27 protein-coding genes are annotated in these 18,265 nt (G+C 41.9%); 25 read left to right on the top strand and 2 right to left on the bottom strand.

All coding sequences use genetic code 11. The features are described 5' to 3' along the window. Positions 1–4 precede the first annotated feature (4 nt). The 5 genes from G4Y78_RS06155 (at position 5) to G4Y78_RS06135 (ending at position 2,226) form a co-directional block, all read left to right on the top strand. Positions 5–397 carry an N-acetylmuramoyl-L-alanine amidase gene (locus tag G4Y78_RS06155; RefSeq protein ID WP_163832193.1) on the top strand — a complete coding sequence of 131 codons (393 nt, stop codon included), beginning with the start codon at positions 5–7 and terminating at the stop codon, positions 395–397. A 181-nt stretch (positions 398–578) separates the two neighbouring features. Next, on the top strand, positions 579–971 hold the full coding sequence (locus G4Y78_RS06150) for a tail fiber domain-containing protein (RefSeq protein WP_163832192.1): 393 nt from the start codon (positions 579–581) through the stop codon (positions 969–971). Positions 972–1,035: 64 nt separating this feature from the next. Further along, complete coding sequence (locus G4Y78_RS06145) at positions 1,036–1,497, top strand: tail fiber domain-containing protein (protein ID WP_163832191.1); 462 nt, start codon at positions 1,036–1,038, stop codon at positions 1,495–1,497. A gap of 67 nt (positions 1,498–1,564) precedes the next feature. After that, complete coding sequence (locus G4Y78_RS06140) at positions 1,565–1,972, top strand: 3TM-type holin (protein WP_163832190.1); 408 nt, start codon at positions 1,565–1,567, stop codon at positions 1,970–1,972. Positions 1,973–1,983: 11 nt separating this feature from the next. Continuing rightward, positions 1,984–2,226, top strand: a complete 243-nt coding sequence (locus tag G4Y78_RS06135; protein ID WP_163832189.1) for an HP1 family phage holin — start codon at positions 1,984–1,986, stop codon at positions 2,224–2,226. On the opposite strand, the gene G4Y78_RS06130 is transcribed toward G4Y78_RS06135, so the two are convergent. Continuing rightward, positions 2,215–2,505: a hypothetical protein gene (locus G4Y78_RS06130; RefSeq protein ID WP_163832188.1), complete on the bottom strand. Its 291-nt coding sequence runs from the start codon at positions 2,503–2,505 to the stop codon at positions 2,215–2,217. The two genes, G4Y78_RS06135 and G4Y78_RS06130, sit on opposite strands and share 12 nt — an antisense overlap. Before the next feature lie 267 nt (positions 2,506–2,772). Here G4Y78_RS06130 and G4Y78_RS06125 point away from each other — a divergent pair, with 267 nt between their 5' ends. The 8 genes from G4Y78_RS06125 (at position 2,773) to G4Y78_RS06090 (ending at position 9,057) form a co-directional block, all read left to right on the top strand. Beyond that, positions 2,773–3,492 carry a BRO family protein gene (locus tag G4Y78_RS06125; RefSeq protein WP_163832187.1) on the top strand — a complete coding sequence of 240 codons (720 nt, stop codon included), beginning with the start codon at positions 2,773–2,775 and terminating at the stop codon, positions 3,490–3,492. Between the two features lie 350 nt (positions 3,493–3,842). Then, on the top strand, positions 3,843–4,142 hold the full coding sequence (locus tag G4Y78_RS31635; RefSeq protein ID WP_222937651.1) for a DUF1441 family protein: 300 nt from the start codon (positions 3,843–3,845) through the stop codon (positions 4,140–4,142). Next, positions 4,075–4,266: a DUF1441 family protein gene (locus G4Y78_RS06115; RefSeq protein ID WP_230425706.1), complete on the top strand. Its 192-nt coding sequence runs from the start codon at positions 4,075–4,077 to the stop codon at positions 4,264–4,266. Before G4Y78_RS31635 ends, G4Y78_RS06115 begins: the two co-directional genes overlap by 68 nt. Beyond that, complete coding sequence (locus tag G4Y78_RS06110; RefSeq protein ID WP_163832184.1) at positions 4,229–4,858, top strand: phage terminase large subunit family protein; 630 nt, start codon at positions 4,229–4,231, stop codon at positions 4,856–4,858. Before G4Y78_RS06115 ends, G4Y78_RS06110 begins: the two co-directional genes overlap by 38 nt. A gap of 73 nt (positions 4,859–4,931) precedes the next feature. Beyond that, positions 4,932–5,867, top strand: coding sequence for an IS1595 family transposase (locus G4Y78_RS06105; protein ID WP_163830705.1), 936 nt, complete (start codon positions 4,932–4,934; stop codon positions 5,865–5,867). A 24-nt stretch (positions 5,868–5,891) separates the two neighbouring features. Next, the gene (locus G4Y78_RS06100; protein WP_163832183.1) at positions 5,892–7,358 is read left to right on the top strand and encodes a terminase gpA endonuclease subunit; all 1,467 of its coding nucleotides are present in this window, start codon (positions 5,892–5,894) and stop codon (positions 7,356–7,358) included. Next, positions 7,355–7,555, top strand: a complete 201-nt coding sequence (gene gpW / locus G4Y78_RS06095) for a gpW family head-tail joining protein (protein ID WP_163832182.1) — start codon at positions 7,355–7,357, stop codon at positions 7,553–7,555. Before G4Y78_RS06100 ends, gpW begins: the two co-directional genes overlap by 4 nt. After that, positions 7,555–9,057 carry a phage portal protein gene (locus G4Y78_RS06090; RefSeq protein WP_163832181.1) on the top strand — a complete coding sequence of 501 codons (1,503 nt, stop codon included), beginning with the start codon at positions 7,555–7,557 and terminating at the stop codon, positions 9,055–9,057. Before gpW ends, G4Y78_RS06090 begins: the two co-directional genes overlap by 1 nt. A 224-nt stretch (positions 9,058–9,281) precedes the next feature. On the opposite strand, the gene G4Y78_RS06085 is transcribed toward G4Y78_RS06090, so the two are convergent. Next, entirely contained in the window at positions 9,282–9,458 is a 177-nt protein-coding gene (locus G4Y78_RS06085; RefSeq protein ID WP_163832180.1) for a hypothetical protein, read from the bottom strand. A gap of 332 nt (positions 9,459–9,790) precedes the next feature. Here G4Y78_RS06085 and G4Y78_RS06080 point away from each other — a divergent pair, with 332 nt between their 5' ends. The 12 genes from G4Y78_RS06080 to G4Y78_RS06025 all read left to right on the top strand — a co-directional run bounded on the left by G4Y78_RS06080 (position 9,791) and on the right by G4Y78_RS06025 (position 18,211). Further along, positions 9,791–11,053: a S49 family peptidase gene (locus tag G4Y78_RS06080; RefSeq protein ID WP_163832179.1), complete on the top strand. Its 1,263-nt coding sequence runs from the start codon at positions 9,791–9,793 to the stop codon at positions 11,051–11,053. Continuing rightward, a complete protein-coding gene (locus tag G4Y78_RS06075) occupies positions 11,053–11,421 on the top strand; it encodes a head decoration protein (RefSeq protein ID WP_163832178.1) in 369 nt (122 codons plus the stop codon). The genes G4Y78_RS06080 and G4Y78_RS06075 overlap by 1 nt, the downstream gene beginning before the upstream one ends. An 88-nt stretch (positions 11,422–11,509) precedes the next feature. Beyond that, positions 11,510–12,532, top strand: coding sequence for a major capsid protein (locus G4Y78_RS06070; RefSeq protein ID WP_163832177.1), 1,023 nt, complete (start codon positions 11,510–11,512; stop codon positions 12,530–12,532). After that, a complete protein-coding gene (locus G4Y78_RS06065) occupies positions 12,529–12,855 on the top strand; it encodes a hypothetical protein (protein ID WP_163832176.1) in 327 nt (108 codons plus the stop codon). The genes G4Y78_RS06070 and G4Y78_RS06065 overlap by 4 nt, the downstream gene beginning before the upstream one ends. Continuing rightward, positions 12,852–13,379, top strand: coding sequence for a phage tail protein (locus G4Y78_RS06060; RefSeq protein ID WP_163832175.1), 528 nt, complete (start codon positions 12,852–12,854; stop codon positions 13,377–13,379). The genes G4Y78_RS06065 and G4Y78_RS06060 overlap by 4 nt, the downstream gene beginning before the upstream one ends. Then, positions 13,372–13,899, top strand: coding sequence for a hypothetical protein (locus G4Y78_RS06055; RefSeq protein WP_163832174.1), 528 nt, complete (start codon positions 13,372–13,374; stop codon positions 13,897–13,899). The genes G4Y78_RS06060 and G4Y78_RS06055 overlap by 8 nt, the downstream gene beginning before the upstream one ends. After that, the gene (locus G4Y78_RS06050; protein ID WP_163832173.1) at positions 13,874–14,446 is read left to right on the top strand and encodes a phage baseplate assembly protein V; all 573 of its coding nucleotides are present in this window, start codon (positions 13,874–13,876) and stop codon (positions 14,444–14,446) included. Before G4Y78_RS06055 ends, G4Y78_RS06050 begins: the two co-directional genes overlap by 26 nt. 87 nt (positions 14,447–14,533) lie before the next feature. Continuing rightward, positions 14,534–14,905 carry a hypothetical protein gene (locus G4Y78_RS06045; protein ID WP_163832172.1) on the top strand — a complete coding sequence of 124 codons (372 nt, stop codon included), beginning with the start codon at positions 14,534–14,536 and terminating at the stop codon, positions 14,903–14,905. Positions 14,906–14,963: 58 nt separating this feature from the next. After that, positions 14,964–15,299, top strand: coding sequence for a GPW/gp25 family protein (locus G4Y78_RS06040; protein WP_163832171.1), 336 nt, complete (start codon positions 14,964–14,966; stop codon positions 15,297–15,299). Continuing rightward, complete coding sequence (locus tag G4Y78_RS06035) at positions 15,296–16,192, top strand: baseplate assembly protein (protein ID WP_163832170.1); 897 nt, start codon at positions 15,296–15,298, stop codon at positions 16,190–16,192. Before G4Y78_RS06040 ends, G4Y78_RS06035 begins: the two co-directional genes overlap by 4 nt. A gap of 4 nt (positions 16,193–16,196) precedes the next feature. Continuing rightward, positions 16,197–16,892: a phage tail protein I gene (locus tag G4Y78_RS06030; protein WP_163832169.1), complete on the top strand. Its 696-nt coding sequence runs from the start codon at positions 16,197–16,199 to the stop codon at positions 16,890–16,892. A gap of 2 nt (positions 16,893–16,894) precedes the next feature. After that, positions 16,895–18,211 (top strand): phage tail protein, encoded by a 1,317-nt coding sequence (locus tag G4Y78_RS06025; protein WP_163832168.1) that lies wholly within the window; start codon positions 16,895–16,897, stop codon positions 18,209–18,211. Positions 18,212–18,265: the final 54 nt, after the last annotated feature.

The following is an 18,265-nucleotide window of genomic DNA, read 5'->3' as shown; positions in this document are numbered from 1 at the left end:
CTAAATGATAATTACTAAACTCATTGTCCATTGTTCTGATACGCCAAATGATAGAGATATATCAGCAGATGATATTCACCACTGGCACATTGAACGAGGCTGGTCAGGTATTGGTTACCATAAAGTGATTAAACGTGATGGCACTATCGAAAATGGTCGGCCTGAATACTGGGTCGGGGCACATGTTAAAGGTCATAATAGCCATAGCTTAGGTGTTTGTTTAATTGGTAGAGACCAGTTTACCGATGCTCAGTTTGATAGCTTAGAGAAAGTGATTATCGACTGGCACATTAAATACCCTAATGCTGAGGTGGTTGGGCATTGTGATTTAGACGCGGGTAAGACTTGTCCTAATTTTGACGTGGGAGAGTGGTGGAAAATAAATAAAGCACATTAATTACTTATATTGATCTGACTTTGGATGCAAGTCCAAATAAAAATAATGAAATGGACTTTTATAGGTGTTAAGAAGAAATGTTTTGATACAAATTATTACAATAGTTTACGATACATTTATTTTTCTTTGCTATGATACATCGCCGTAACACTTGGTATAAATAATGTACGGATGAACTATTATGAAAAAAATAATTGCTACTATTGTGCTAACTTCTGTTTCAACTTTTTCTCATGCATATTGTCAAGGTTGGGAATGTGGTCGGGGAGTATGGAGTGATCGCAACCTTAAACAAAATATTACTCCTGTCGAAAACTCACTAGATAAAGTATCACAACTAAATGGTGTAAATTTTGAGTGGAAAAAAAATAGCCAAAAGGACATTGGTGTAATTGCCCAGGATGTAGAAAAAGTATTTCCTGAGCTGGTTCATAATTCCAAAGTTACAGATGAAAGTGGTACAGAAAAAACTTTCAAACAGGTTAACTATGCTGGGCTTGTTGGAGTTTTAATTGAGGCTGTCAAGGAGCTTAAGAAGGAGAATCAAGTCTTGAGAGATCAATTTGGATTATAAGTGATCTAATTAGCTATTTTATAAGTTAGAATAATTGATACAAATAAAGTACGGGCGAACTACTTTGAAAAAACTATTTACTACCATTTTTTTTGCTTCACTTGCTACTGCATCTCAAGCAGGCTCACATGAGATGTGTAAACATTTATCAGGAAATGCTTATAGTGAGTGCTTATCAAAGCCTAATTTCATGCGTTTTAGTGATTCAACGTTGAAAAAGAATCAAGCTAAAATTGATCAAGCCCTAGATAAGGTTAGCCAACTCAAAGGTGTAAAATTTGAGTGGAAAAGTCCTGAAGAGACTGATATCGAACACCTTCCCCAAGGAAAAGATATTGGTGTAATTGCTCAGGATGTAGAAAAAGCATTTCCTGAGCTAGTTCATAATGTCAAAGTCACAGATAAGAATGGCGCTGAAGTGACACTTAAACAAGTTAACTATGCTGGATTAGTTGGTGTTTTAATCGAAGCAGTGAAAGAGTTGAAACAAGAGAACAAAAAGCTACGCGAAGATTTAGGCCTTTAAAACCGATTACAATCTGATTCCACTCCAAAATAAGCCAAGGCTAACCTGTCTTGGCTTTTTTATTCCCATGAAATTGATATCAATTGAAAATATTGCCAACACTATAGTTTCTGGCCTTGATAGCTTATTCACTTCAGACGAAGAACGCTTAGCCGCTAAGCAAAAACTCCAAGAAACTCTCAACCAACCGCATTTACTCCAAGCATTAACCAATTTAGAAGAAGCCAAGCATCCATCATTATGGGTTTCAGGTTGGCGGCCTGGGTTAGGTTGGTTGTGTGTCGGGTTGTTGGCTTATGCGTGGATATTGCGAGATTTTATAGTGATTGGTTTGTCGCTAGCCAATCGCCCTGATGTGGTAGCCATGCTACCGACAATCGAAACCAGTGAATTAATGACACTTGTCTTTACCTTACTAGGTCTTGGTGCTCAACGAACTGCCGAAAAATTAAAAGGTGTTGCTCGACAACGATAATGGTTAGCCCCATGGTAACTGAAAAAATTATATCCAATGCCCCTTATGTCGCCAGTGCTGCCACTGTGATTGCAGGCCTAACACTCAAAGACTGGGGTGTGATAATTGGTATTATTCTGACTACGATTACCGTTGTTGTTAATTGGGTATATAAGCACCGGCAGGATAAGCGGGAGACGGTTTTGTTTTATCAGAAGATGAATGGTTTACCTGACTCTCATGATAAGCAGGAACATGATTACCTAGTTAAATAGGATGGTGAATGTCACATTAAGGTTTGACTCTTCTTCTCGATCAAATTGATTTTCAAGTCGATTATTGATGTTGTGCTCACGATATAAATTAGACTTTGTTTTGGATTTAATGCTGGAACCATTGAACTCAAAAAATATATTACTATTTTTTTCATTGGTCTCTATAGAGTCACCGGCAAATAGATCAACTGACTTAGTTTTACTCAGAGTGTCTGCAGATATTGTTAAAGGATTGATAAATATAGCCATAAACAAAGCGCATAAAATGCTTGTTTTCATAACGATTTCCTTACTGGTAGGATACTTAAGGAAGGGGTTGAAATGACCATATTTGCTCATTTGAGAATGTTATAGTAGTCACAAATTTGAAGTATTTCAATTAAATTTAAAAAAACAAATTTCATTAAAAATCATTAACTTACTATCAAAATTCCTGTGAAATAGATATTTAAAATAACTTAATTTCTATTTAGTCTAATCATAATTACTTTTTCCATCGTCCAACCTGCTGGACATTTCCTAAAGCAATAAAAAGAGAGTTCATAAATGAATGATTTAATTCCATTTCAATTTGGTTCATCCGCCGTTCGCGTTATTAATAAAGATGGTGAGCCTTGGTTTGTGGCGACTGATATAGCTAAAGTTCTTGGCTACTCTGAAGCGTATAAAATGACACGCAACTTAGATGACGATGAAAAGGGTCGCCAGATTGTGGGGACCCTTGGTGGAGACCAGGCATTACAGGTTATTAATGAATCCGGTCTCTACTCAGCCATCCTTAAAAGACGTCGCCCTGAGGCAAAAACGTTCAAAAAATGGGTAACGAATGAAGTCCTGCCCAGTATTCGCAAAACAGGCAGTTATGGTGTCGCTCAAATTGATTGGTCTAATACGGGGCAAATAGCAGGGTTATTAGTTCAGTCACTTGAAAAAGTGCAAGAGCAAACTAAACAAATTGAAGTGCTAACCCCTAAAGCCGAGTTTCATGATCAAGTCACTCAATCGGATGATGCTATTACCATAGCCGAAGCAGCTAAGATTATGGGCACGGGACGTAATCGATTATTTAAGTTCTTACGTGATATTAAATGGGTCACCTATTTTAATGAGCCTTATCAACGATTAATTGAAAAAGGCTATCTTGACGTTAAATTAAGTGAGTTTGACCATCCTACCCAAGGGTTAAAACAAGCCGTCACGGCATTAATTACGGGTAAAGGACTGAGGGAATTAAAAGCATTATGGAATCAACGGTTAGTCGCCTAAATTGGAATGGAATGTTGCCCACTTCGGTGGGCTTTTTTTATTAAGGATTTAATTATGCGATGGGTATTATTGGTTGTATTTATTTATTCTTTATTTAATTATTCTAAATGACTCAATTGAACACTAAAATTAATTCACTATTACACGACACTTGTCGCTATGTTAGTGACGGGTCCTTCTATAGCCCTTTAAATTCGGGCCACGCCGCTAGGTCGCGGTTCTTGCGTAAAAATCCAGCTCCCTACGCCGCAGCACCAGTAGGGGTTCAGCCCCTCTAACTCGGGCCTTTCAAGCAATCTTATCTAGGGCGTACTCTCAGTGTGGGACCTCAGAACTGGTCAATTAGCGAAATGGCCGCGTATTTTGGCATGTGCCGTAAAACGGTATCGAGACGTTTGGATATGGCCAACGTGCAACCCGTGGGTAAACGTCGGGGTTATGATGTGTATCCCTCTGATGTCGTGGGTCCTGTGTTATTCAATGCGGCCAATGGTAATAGCCTAAAACCGATCGAACAAATGACACCCCGTGAGCGTAATGAGTGGTTTCGCTCCGAAAATGAAAAACTGACCTTACTCGAACGTGAAAAAAAAACTCGTCCCGGTGGAAGATGTTCGCCGCGAATTACATCAAGTGGTGTCTACTGTTAATCAACAACTGGAAACCTTACCCGATCAACTAGAACGTAATTGCCAATTATCTGCTGAGGCATTGAGTCAGGTACAGGTGATCACTGATGGTATACGCCAATCCCTGTATGACCGAATTAAATAACTTTGCTTCTGCCGAGCAAATTCGCAAAGAAGTGGCGTGTTTATTTAAGCCTCCACGACGGCTAACCGTAACCCAAGCCATCCAAGAAAACTTATGGATACCGGGGGCTGCTGGTAGTAGCCAACCTTGGACAACGGATGCTATCCCCTATTTAGTGGAAGTATTAAATTGCCTCAATCAACGGGATTATGAATCGGTGGTCTTTGTTGGCCCGGCCCGTTGTGGAAAAACCAATGCGCTGATTGAAGGCTGGATGGCCTATGTGATTATGATTGAGCCCGCTGACATGTTGATTGTGCAGCTCGCCAAAGAAAAAGCGCAAGAGTATTCTAAAAAGCGCATTCGCCGGACTATTTATGCTAGTCCGAATTTACGCAATCAATGCTCCAGCCGGCGGCATGACAATAATGTCCACGATATTATTTTTAAACCGGGTAATTATTTAAAAATTGGCTGGCCAACGATTAATGTATTATCCAGTTCGGATTATCGTTATGTGGCCTTAACGGACTATGATCGCTTGCCTGCGAATGTGGATAAAGAAGGTGACCCTTATACCTTAGCGAAAAAGCGGACTCAAACTTTTACCTAATTATCACTATACCTAAGCCATTAACTGCTGTATATTTGAACAGCATGGAAACTTAATTGAGAAGGTATAAATAATGGCTATCAACAAAGTTCAATTTCAAAAAGGCCTGAGTTTAAACGAGTTTCTCAAACAATATGGTACAGAAGAACAATGCTTTAATACCTTATACAAATTGCGATGGCCAGAAGGTTTTCAGTGCCCCAATTGTGGATACGACAAATGCTGTCAACTCACTACTAGAAAGCTTCAGCAGTGCTATAAATGTCACCAGCAAACATCTGTAACTGCAGGTACTATCTTTGAATCAACCAAATTACCATTAAAGACTTGGTTCCAAGGGATGTATTTGATCTCCCAAGACAAAAAAGGTATATCAGCCATAGAATTACATCGCCATTTAGGTATTTCCTATCAAGCTGCCTGGAGAATGAAACATAAGCTCATGAAAGTGATGCAAGAAAGAGAAGGCACCAAGCAATTGTCGGGTTTTATTGAAATTGATGATGCCTATCTTGGTGGTGAGCGTACAGGTTGCAAAAGAGGTAGGGGAGCAGATGGGAAAATACCTTTTGTAGCAGCCGTAGAAACAACAAAACAAGGTCAACCGACACGAATTAAACTGAGCATTTTAAAAGGGTTTAATAAAGAAGAGATAACGGCTTGGAGTAGGCAGAATTTGGCCAAGGGCAGTACCGTAATCTCCGATGGACTGGCCTGTTTTAATGGTGTCATAGAAGCAGGTTGTCTTCATGATAAAATTGTATGCGGTGGTGGTCGTGCATCAGTAGAGGAACCTGAATTTTATTGGGTTAACACCATCCTTGGAAACTTAAAAAGTGCTTTACGTAGTACTTATCATGCTATTCGCGCTAAATATGCACAACGTTATCTTGCTGAATTTCAGTATCGATTTAATCGAAGATTTAGCTTAGTAGAATTTATTCCTAGGCTAGCATTTGTAGCACTGAGAACACCTCCACTACCAGGTAAGCTACTAAATATAGCTTAGGTATGATGATAATTAGGAACTTTTATGAGTGCAGGTAAAACCCTGGTGGAATCCTCACCCGGTTGGGAAGTGCTGGACCCAAAATGGCAACCCACCACCACTCATGAATCCCCACCGACCCAAGGTATTTTAAGCCTGTATAACATGGGCGACCGGCGTCGTTATTATTGGCAATGTCCTAATGACGTGTGCTTAGAATGGTTTCAACCGATCTTTGATCACCTGCATTGGGTGGAGCAAGCTGACTTAGTGAAAGCCTCAGAGTCGGTAGTCATGCGCTGCCCTCATTGCCAAGGGGTAATACGCCCTGAGCAAAAATTTACACTGAATCAAACCGGTCGTTGGCTAAAAGAAGGCGAATGGCTGGATAAAACAGGCCATAAACACGGCGAAAGCCGTTCTTCTAAAATGGCCACTTTTTGGTTAGAAGGTCCCGCCGCCGGTTTTCAAACTTGGCAGAACTTGGTGTACCAGTATTTATTGGCTGAACAAGAATATGAGCATACTGGTAGCCAAGAAAAATTAAAAAGTTGGACCAACTTAGATTTAGGTAAACCCTATCGTTATCGACACAACACCGAATTTCGAACCGCTGAAGCCTTAATGGATCGCCAGGAAAACTTAGGTGAACACGTCGTGCCTGAAGGCGTCCGCTTTTTAACCGCCGCCATTGATGTGCAGGGCGGTAAACAAAAGCGTTTTGTCGTGCAGGTTATTGGCTGGGGAAAAGAATTTGAAGGTTGGGTGATTGATCGATTTAGTATTGACCAGTCCCAGCGGCTAGACCATAAAGGTAAACCTTACCCATTAAACCCCGCCGCTTTTAAAGAAGACTGGCATTGCCTGGTTGATCAAGTCATCAATAAAACCTATCCCTTAGCGGATAATTCCGGTCGTTTAATGCAAATTAAATTAGTCGCCTGTGACAGTGGGGGCGAAGATGGGGTGACCGATAAAGCCTATGAGTTTTACCGGTATTTAAAAAGCCAGCAATTAACCCATCGCTTGATTTTAATTAAAGGCACTGGCCGTGAGGGTGCACCACGCATTCAAGCAACCTTCCCGGATAATCGCAACCGGCAACAACGTAAAGCATTTATTCAAGGGGACATTCCCCTGTATTTACTCAATACCAATTTAATTAAAGATTCGGTGAGTAATGCATTAGAACGGGATGAACCCGGTGCCGACTATATTCACTTTCCAGACTGGCTTCCTAAAGCCTTTTTTGAAGAACTCACCAATGAAGCCCGGGATGCGAAAGGCCGTTGGTGCAAAGTGATGGATAAAGCCCCTAACGAAGCCTGGGATTTATTGGTGTACAACATGGGCTGTTTATTAAAGCTCAACGCCCACAAGCTTAATTGGCAACAGCCACCGGGCTGGGCGGCTCACTGGGATGATAACAGCTTAATCATTTCTCCTAACCAATCACCAACCACAACGACACCTGCCTTACAACTTGCAGACTTAGCGGATTTATTAGGATGAACCACCAGCAACGTTTAGAAGAAGCCAAAGCCGCTTTACACAAACTCCAAACGGGTTCACTCCGGGCCACTGTGCGTGACAGCGAAGGGAATAGCGTGACCTTTCATGCCCCCCAACAGTTGGAGCATTATATTAAGTCTTTGGAAGCGGAATTAAATGGCTGTTCACCCCGCCACGCTTTTCGGGTGATTTTTTAATGCCACAACTCATTGATCAATGGGGAAAGCCCATTCAAGCGCACACCCATAGCCGACAGTTGCAGGAGACCTTGCAAGACTGGCAACCGCCTACCCTGTCAGTGGACATGGAGCACTTGCCTGAACGGCAACTACGTAATAGCCGTGCGCGGGATATTAAGCGCAGTCATGGTTATGCGGCTGGGGCTGAACAAACCTATGTGGATAATATTGTCGGTCACCAATTTAGACTGTCAGCCAAGCCTAACTATAAAGTCTTGGGCATTGATCATAAGGTGGCTAACGAATGGGCTAAAGATGTAGAGGCGCGCTTTACGGATTGGGCAGAAGACCCGGATGCTTGGATTGATGCCGAAGAAAAGCGCACCTTAACCATGCTCGCCAGAGAAAGTGTTCGTCACCATGCCCATCAAGGCGAAGTGTTAGCCAGTGTGGAATGGCGGAAATTGGCCAGAAATAACGCCCAAACCGCAATCAAACTTATTGATAGTGAACGGCTGTGTAATCCCTATGAATTACCCGACAGTTATCGGCTACGGGCTGGGGTGGAATTAGGGCCACGGGGCCAAGCCTTGGCTTACCATATTCGTTCTGCCCATCAATCAGAAGCGGGTTTAACCCATCACGCTTACCAGTGGAAAAAAATCGCCAAGCGTAAACGTTGGGGGCGCTTGCAAATCTTACATATTTTTGAGCCGGAACAAGCCGACCAAACCCGTGGGGTGAATGTGTTTGTGTCCAGTTTAAAAGGCTTAAAAATGCTGGAACAATTTCAGGATGCCACTTTACAAAATGCTATTGTGAATGCCATGTATGCCGCGGTCATTGAATCCGAAATGGACAGCCAAACCGTCTTAGCGGCATTAGGTGGTGTGGATGATGGCCACAATAATGCATTTACCCAGTATTTAGCCCAAGTGGCGGGTTATCATCAAAAGGCTAAAAATATTCGGTTTAATGGGGTGAAAATCCCGCATTTATTACCCAATGAAAAATTAGAACTGAAAACCGCCAGTACCAATGCCGCCTTTAGTCAGTTTGAGGATACTTTGCTACGGCATTTAGCGGCCAGCATGAATTTAAGCTTTGAGCAACTGAGTAAGGATTACAGTAAAACCAATTATTCTAGTGCCCGGGCGAGTATGTTGGAGAGTTGGAAATACTTTTTAGGGATCAGGGAAATTATTCCTGCCCGATTTTGCAGTCAGCTTTATGCGCTTTGGCTGGAAGAAATGGTGAATAAAGGAATAATCAAATTACCGAATGGCTCCCCCAATTTTTATCAAGCTAAATCCGCTTGGTGTCGTTGCCTCTGGATCGCCCAAGGCCAAACCCATATTGATGGTTTAAAAGAAGTCAAACGCATTGAGCTACTGATGAAGTTAGGCTTACTCACTTATGAAAAAGCCGCGATGATGCTGGGGGAAGATTATCAGGAGTTATTTGAGCAGCGGTTGCGAGAACAACAAGAAATGGGAGAATTTACACCTCAAGCATCTTGATAAAAAAGCCCAATATTTTACTGGGCTTTTATTTATTATCGTTTTCATTCGTTTGTTTCTCACTATCTCCTTTTAGTATATTGGAATACCCGCAGGTATAGCAGCCAAAGCAATCAAAATAAAAGCGCTTTACGGATGTGAGGCACATAGGACAGCTGGCGGCAATACTGTCATTTTCTTGATTACAATCTGAATTTACATAATTTGTCATAAGCTTGATTGCCTTAATTGTTAGTGTCCATGGGTACAAGCTCCCAATTAGGCACCTCTTTGCTAAATTCATTTTTGTTTTTACATAAAGGACAACCAATGATATCAAAATCAATTTTCAATACACGGGTTGAGCACTGAGGGCAAATTATTTCCGTTTCAAATGCTTTAGAAAGTTTATTATGAGTCATTTTTTTCTCCTTAGCCTTATCAGGTTATTAAATGCTTAAAGTCCTAAGAAAGTTGAGTTTTCAACCAGCTTGACGACCAGAAACACTGCCAAACAAAATAAACCCACTTTTGCATAACCATTATCTAGAAAATTAAACATTCGATTACCTCGCTGTAGCTAATACATTCAGTCCTTTGTGTTGAAGAGACATTTTATGTCTCAAGTTGTAGATATGTTACCTGTAAGGTCATATTATGTCAACACCATTACATGTAATAGCGATAAACAATAAGCTCCAGGCTGAGTGATCATTCCATAAACCGCTCTAAATCAAACCCTTTCGGCGACTCTATGATGCATAAGCAATTTCCACGACTGCTCTCAATGGTCGTGAATCAACCACTATTGATCGAACCCAGCTACGCACAAGTCATGCTTGGCTCATTGTCCGACCGCCTCGTGATTGAGTCATTGATTAATGGTGAGAAGCAGCTTTCAGCCACCGAACTAAAGCAAGCCGCCGAGGAATTTGAGCCACGGGATCACAAGCTTTATCAAGTGAATCAAGGGATAGCCATTATTCCCGTGGTCGGCACCTTGACCCATAAATATGGTCACCTGGACCCTTACAGTGGAATGACGGGCTATGATGGGATTCAAACCAAGCTGGCCAAAGCGATTAATGATCCGGATATTCAAGGAATATTATTGGATATTAATAGTCCCGGTGGCAGTGTCTCGGGTTGCTTTGATTTAGCCGATTCGATTTATCAAGCGAGGCAACATAAACCCATTTGGGCATTAGTGGATGAACAAGCCTGCAGTGCCGCTTATGCCTTAGCCTCTGCGGCCAATGAAATTATTTTACCCCGTACCGGGATGGTCGGCAGTATTGGTGTATTGCTGGCCCATACCGATCAAAGTGAATTGCTGGCTAAAGAAGGGATTAATGTCACCTTAATTCATGCCGGTGCCCATAAAGTTGATGGTAATCCGTTTGAACCTTTACCCGATAATGTGAAGGCCGGTTTACAAGCCGAGATAAACGACATTTATGGGCTATTTGTTGAAACGGTTTCCCGTCATCGCCAATTAAATACCGAAGCGATTAAAAATACCGAGGCTAAAGTATTTACCGGTCAAGCGGCTATCGATGTTGGCTTAGCTGATCGGATTTTACCTGCCCATCAAGTGTTATCCAGCTTTATTCAAACCTTAAATTCATCCACCACCCTAAGGACTGTTATGACAGCAACAAATGAACCGGCTCCCAAAGCGGAAGCCCCTATTAATTTAGAAGCAGAAAAACAAACCGCTGTGGCGGAAGAACGCCAGCGGATTCAAGCTATTTTAACCAGTGACGAAGCCAAAGGCCGTGAATCGACTGCACAACAACTGGCGTTAAACACAACGATGTCAGCTGATGAAGCCATTACGCTATTAAAAACGATTCCTCAAACGGCAACAGCAAATACAACTGATTTTACCCAGGTCATGAATAGCGACACGCATCCGAATATTGATAGTGAACCAGCCCCTGAAGCCGAAGCCCCTCAAACAGCCATTGGCCAAATGCTCGCGGATTTTAATCAGGTTTATGGAGATAACGCCTAATGATTACCGATAGCCAACATCATGCCATTGCTGCCCAACCGGTGATTATTACGGGTAATCAACCGATTACCACGGTCACGGTCACTGTTGCTAAAGGCCAAAAATTAAAACCCTATTCGGTATTAGGTTGTGATAATAAGGGGCAATATCGTTTATCGGATAAAAATGCTAACGATGGCAGCGAAGTACCAGATTGCGTATTACCGTATGCGATCGATACCACCGGTAAAGAATCCACCGCTGGTGTTTATACCTCGATTTGTTTAAATCCCGCCATTTTAAATTTAGGGCCCGGTCATACGACAGATACTATTTTTCAGCCGTTAAGAGAACGCGGTATTTTATTACAAGCCCCCAGTAGTTATTAAATGATGATTTTACTCAGTCTCCTTACCACACTCCTCCTTTTTATCTTATTCATTCTTTTAATTGATCTTTTTAAATAACAGGTACCCCATGGAACGTTATACCGATACGATGCAATTGGTCCAAACCATTGAGACCAAGAAAAAGCCGTTACCCTTTTATTTAAGCCGCTATTATTCCACCACCCACGAGTTTGAAACTGAAACCATCGAGTTTGAATTATTATTTCGTGATCGCCATTTAGCCCCCTTTGTTTCGCCCATGGTGGAAGGACAAGTGATGGAAGAACAAGGCAGCGAAATGAAGTCGTTTAAACCGGCGTATATTAAACCCAAGCAACCGATCATTCCTCAAGCGATGTTAAAACGTCGTCCTGGCGAGCCTTACCATGGAAAACTATCACCCCAGCAACGGCGTAATTTACGGAAAATGGAAATCTTACTGGAACATGCCGAGTCCATTGATAACCGTCTTGAATGGATGGCGGTGGAAGCCAGTTTACATGGTCGGGTGATGGTCGAAGGGGAAAAATACCCTAAGCGTGTCGTGGATTATCAACGCGATCCCAGTTTAACTAAAACGGTTTCTGTTAAATGGAGTGATCCGAAAGCCACGCCAATCGATGATCTCGAAGACATGAGCGTGGCTATGTCGATGACCAAAGGCGGTGCCCCGGCTGAAGATGTGGTGATGAGTCCTTCGGTATGGAAAGCGCTACGAAAAAATAAACAACTCTTGGAGCAATTAGATACCCAAGTAGCTGGTACTAATGCCATTATCGATAGAGGGCCATTAACTAACAGTGATGAAGTGATTAAAGTGGGTAGCTTAGGCGGTGGTCGTTTTATTTTATACGTCGATAGCCGTCAATATATGGAAAAAGGTACCAGCAAGCCGTTTATTCCAGAAGGCGGAGTGAATTTAATGAGCCGTTCTGTACAAGGCACCCAATGCTTTGGGGCCATTATGGATTTAGATGCCCTGGTTGCCATGAAGTTATTCCCCAAAATCTGGAAACAGGATGACCCCAGTGTCGAAATGGTCATGACCCAATCCGCACCATTAATTGTGCCGGTTAGACCCAACGCCACTGCACTGTTAACGGTGTTATGAGATTTAGTGACTATCAACAGGCATTAAACCAGGAGAAATTGGCGTTATGGGGTGAGCCAGTGACCTTGCCAGATGGCAGTACCCTTATTGGTATTTTTCGCTGGCAAGTGGCGAATACAGAAGTTGGTCATATTGAGTCTGACCAGCAACAGCCCACTTTAGAAGTGCTCAATACCGAAGCTGAAAGCTGGCCTGATCAACTTATCCTGATTATCCGTAACCAATCGTATACCTTGGTGAAATGCTTTCCAAAAAATAATGGCATGACACTCTGTGTATTAACCGACACCCCGGATATTCAACCGAATCGAGTTTGGCAATGAATGTGTATTTAGAGGTGGATGAGGCATTTGATGAATTGCTAAAAGGCTTGGATGAAGACAGTAAAGCCGTGCAAAAAGCCATTCGTCGTGCCGTGCGTAAACTCACTCAGTTTCTTAGACGGCAGTTGCTACAAGCCCTCAGTCAAACTACCGGCTTAAAGCAAAAAGCCTTTAAAAATAATCAGCGGTTATTTATCGAGGTCGCTAAGGATGGCAAATCGGGTCGGGTGTGGTTAGGGCTAAATCCCATTGGGTTACACCACTTTGGTAATCCCAAGCAAGTCAATGCTGGGGTTAAGGTCAGAGGGAAACCGCTTCGCCAAGGGGCCTTTACTATCCAAAGTAGTCATGGCAATACGGTTGTATTTAAACGTAAAGGCAAAGCCCGCTTTCCGATTGAATATCAAACTGAGGCGATTGATCAGCTAGCCACGCCTGTCGTTGAACGAATCATTAAGCAAGCTGAAGAACGGTTTTTTACTTTGTTAGAACAAGAATTAAATTACGCATTAAACCATGAATGAATTAAAAACTCTCCATCATCAAATGCTGGCCACCTTTAGTCAGCACTTTGATAAAAAAATTGATCGTATCCAAGCCTATTCACCCAGCCAAAGTATAGAAAGTCCCGCAATTTATTTAGGTAGCCATGAATTAACTTTAGATAAACAGCAATGGGATGGACGTTATTTATTACAAGGCGAATGGTTTGCCTTGTGTGTGCTATCGATGACAACACCCAATGTGGAAATTGAAATACGTCAATTCGCCACAGAAATTATGCTGGTTCTAAATAATCCAGCAAAAAACCGGTGGCCTTTAATCGATCAGGTATCAGAACCTGAAGCGATTCAAAGTCGGCCAGCCATATTTAATCCAGATGCTGATGGTTATGAAGCGTGGGAAGTGTCTTGGCAACAGAGTTTGTATATTGGCGACTCTATTTGGCTCGATGAAGGTACCCCACCTACAACCGTTTTATACAGTGATGCCCCAGAAATAGGAATACCACACAAAGATGACTACCGAGTTGTTTCGCGTTAATGAGCTTTACCGGCTTTTAGTTAATTTAATTCGCCCTGGCACCATTTACCAAGTGGATCACCAACGCACCCGCGTCAGAGTTCAAATTGATGAATTAACCTCTGGCTGGTTACCTTGGTTAACGACAAGGGCTGGCCATGACCAAAGCTGGTGGGCACCGGAAGTGGGTGAACAAGTCATTGTATTATCCCCCAGTGGCGAATTAGCTAATGGCTTTGTGTTACCGGCTGTCTATCAAAACAAGCACCCATCTCCTAGCCATGACCCTGATGAATCGGTGTGGCAGTTTAAAAATCATGCCCGGTTTAGTTACCACCGAGGCAATGATGAATTAATCATTGAGTTAACTGGGGAAGGCAATACCAAACTAGTGAGTCCCCAAGGCGTGCATATTGTGGGTGATTTATTGGTTGAGGGGAATATTAAAGCGACCCAAGAGATAACCGACCACACGCGAAGTATGCAAGGTGATCGGGATATTTATAACGGCCATGGGCATGATGTGCCGGGGCATGGTACAGCAGTACCTACAGGCAATAAACAATAAGACAGTTGCATTAGTATTTTTACGTAAGTGAATATTTGAGCACTTTAAGTTACAGTGATGTGAAAATTATTATACTTAGGTAGTTTCATGAAGTTAGTTAACCTCTTTATAACCACAGTATTTTCAATAAGCAGTGTTAATTTGCTTGCATCAGAGTTGTGGAAAATTAATGAGATAGAACCATTATTCGAAAATAATAAAATGTACCTCCAACATAGTGAGACAGAAAATAAATTCTCTTACTTTGAGGCATCATCAAATGACTCAATAAAGTCTGAGGAAAATCCCTTTGTTTATCCTATAACAGATACAATTAATATTGATTTGGCACCCGCTTATATTCGAAGAGAAAAGAAATTAGGTCGTATTATTCCGTGTGAAAAAAATTTCTATCATCCTAAGAGAAACCAATTTGGGTCATATTGTTCAGATGAAAAAAATTTCTATTACCCTAAATAGAAAAAAATGGTGGATTGACTATGACCCAAATTAAGTCAAATATATTATCTTTTAATTTATGCAAGGCACCAACCGACAAACCGGTAAATCCCTTTCTAACCTCGATCACCTCCGCCAATCCATCACTGATATTCTAACCACCCGTATTGGTACCCGACTAATGCGGCGTGATTATGGCAGCCGTTTACCTGAGCTAGTGGATCGCCCCATGAATGGTCAGTGGCTAGTGGAAATCTATGCAGCCACTGCTGAAGCCTTAATCCGTTGGGAACCTCGTTTAAAGGTCACCAAGGTGCAAGCGTTTCGTGGTGAGCCCGGCGAGTTATTGATTGCGTTAGAAGGGATTTATTTACCAGAAGGTAAACCCATTACATTGGATGGCATCATTGTATGAGCGAATTTACTGCCATTGATTTATCGCAGCTACCCGCGCCGGATGTAGTCGAGCCAATTGATTATGAAGTGGTCCTAGCATCCATGCTAGATGATTTACAAAAACGCGATAGCAGCTTTACGGCATTGGTCGAATCTGATCCGGCCATGAAGATTTTAGAAGTCTGTGCTTATCGTGAAATGCTGATTCGCCAGCAATTTAATGAACGGGCTAAAGCGGTGATGTTGGCTTATGCGCAAGGCTCGGATTTAGATCATTTAGGCGCGAATTACGGTGTTAAACGTAAAGTGATTAAACCCGCTGATGATAATCAAGTGCCACCCACACCACCTATCATGGAATCTGATGAAGACTTTCGTCGTCGTATTCAATTAGGCCCTGAAGGTTATTCAACAGCGGGTCCTGTCGGTGCTTATTTAGCCCACTCGCATAATGCCCATGATCAAATCGCGGATGTGTCTGTGTATTCCGATGAACCGGGCGAAGTCATGATTACTTTTTTACGGCGACCATTAGCCGATGAAGCAGACATGGCACCGGATGAGGAAATAAAACAGGCGTTGTTAACCGCGTTAAATGATGAAGATGTCAGGCCATTAACCGATCATATTACCGTACAAGCGGCGGAAACTATCGACTATGCCATTAATGCCAAGCTACATGTACAACAAGGGCCGTCTTCTAAAGCGATTATGGATACGGCAACGGCTGCCTTAAATACGTATGTTGAGCAGTGTTATAAACTCGGTAAAACCGTCGCCTTATCGGGTATTTATGATGCACTCCATATGGGCGGCGTTACCCGCGTAGAATTGCTGTCACCGGCAGCGGATATTCAGGCCAAAGTTTTTCAAGCGCCTAAAGCTAAATCTATTTTCATTACCCTCGCATAACTTCATGAGTTTACTACCGAATAACACCACTCCTTTAGAAGAAGGGTTGGCTGATAGCACTCGTCGTATGAGTGAAATACCCGCTTACCCTAATCACGTTTGGCATCCTGATACCTGCCCTGCCAATTGTTTACCGTGGTTGGCTTGGGCCTTATCGGTGGATGAATGGGACGAAGCTTGGGAAGAGCCAACCAAGCGTAATGTCATTAAGGCATCCATTGAAGTGCATCGACATAAAGGCACCCTTGGCGCGGTAAAAAAAGCGTTGGCTGCAACAGGTGTGGATATCACGGTAACCGAATGGTTTGAATATAACGGCCAGCCTTATACGTTTAAAGCCGATGTGAATTTAGAAACCCGTGGCCTTACTGAAAAAGAATACGACAATATTAATCGGCTAATTAAGCGTACTAAAAATGTTCGGAGTCATTTTGACTTAACCGTTTATTTAACCAATAAAACAAAAATGCCGCGTGTGGCAGTGACATGTCAACAAGGTCAACAAACCACGGTTATTCCCTATTTAACCAAAGAAATGAATAGCCAGCTGTGTACTTGTTTGACGTCCGGTTACCAAAGTGCTGTGACACACCAGATTTATCCATTTATTACAACGCAACTGACAAGCAACATTTGCCGGGCACTGGTGACGGGCTATCAAGCAGTTAATACCATCACGATCTATCCCAAAGGAGCCTAAATTTGAATCAAAAATACTTTAGCTTGCTCACTAAGCTTGGGCAGGCCAGGATTATTAACGCCCAGGCATTGGGTAAAACAGTTAAACTAACCACCTTAAAAGTGGGTGATGGTGGTGAAGATGGGGGTAAAGAAACCAACCCCAAAGAAACAGATACTGCACTGGTTAGGGAAAAATGGCAGGGGCCTATTAATAGTATTTTCCAAGACCCGGATAACGATCATTGGCTGGTGATTGAAACGGTCATCCCTGAAGAAGATGGTAACTTTTATATTACTGAATTTGGACTGTATGATACAGATGATAATTTAATTGCCATCGGTAAATACCCGAAAACGTATAAACCCACTTTGGCTCAAGGTAGTGGTAGTAGCCTATATATAAAGGTTATTTTTGAGCTAAGTAATACAGCGAATGTAGAACTTAAAATTGATCCTGCAATTGTATTGGCTTCTCGCTCATATGTTGAAAACTTGTTAGCCAATAGCTTTTCACAAATGCCAATTGCTGCAGAAATACTGAATGACGATAACCGGCTTAAAGTCAATCTGAGTAGCCAATTATTAACGATAAAGCCCAATCAAATTATACGCTGGCGCGGGTGGAAAAACTTCAATACGGCAAGTTATTCAGAAGGTGAACGTACATTCTCCTATGAGCAAGACAAAACCTATCACTTACGATGGTCACCTTCTACAGGCTTCAATTTAAGAGACTTAGAGGATAGCACGTATAATACTCATGGTTTGGATGAACAACATGTATCTTTTGATTCAAGCTATGACGATGTGTTGTTAGGGAAAATTGAAAGCAGCCAATTTTACCCAGCCATCATTGCATCTAAACGGATATATCGTCCACAAATTTCCGGCAAAGGTACGTTATGGTTGCCGTTAGGCTATCGTGACCGTTCTTTTCGTTTATTAGTCACGATTAGAAATCAACAGCAGAAAGGAAATATTTTAATCCAGTCAGTTGATAAAGCGCATACTGCATTATTTACCATGAGAGGAAACAATCATGGTGACCAAAAGAGTGTTGAACTAAATAGTGATGATGAATTTTGGTTGACCAGCAATAACAGTAACGGTGAAGTCAGTATTAGTACATTAACCGGTGATATCATTGATGACTTGCTGTATATGCAAAACCATCAAAGTGAATATGTGAAAAAAGTTAGCCCGGACGATACGATTGATGGTGATGAAGAACTATTTTCAATGGGAATAAAGCGTTTAACGACTGAACAAGTTAAAAAAGGGCTACCACTGGAATATGAAGATATTGAAAGTGCCACTATTACCTTCGAAGTATTTTAAATAAATCTACCCTACCTTGTATTTTTGACTTCATTTTTTTAACCATAAAAAGGA

Source organism: Spartinivicinus ruber (genome assembly GCF_011009015.1).
Lineage (GTDB): Bacteria > Pseudomonadota > Gammaproteobacteria > Pseudomonadales > Zooshikellaceae > Spartinivicinus > Spartinivicinus ruber.
The sequence above is the reverse complement of the archived record's forward strand: the minus strand, read 5'-3'. Positions and strand labels throughout refer to the sequence as shown.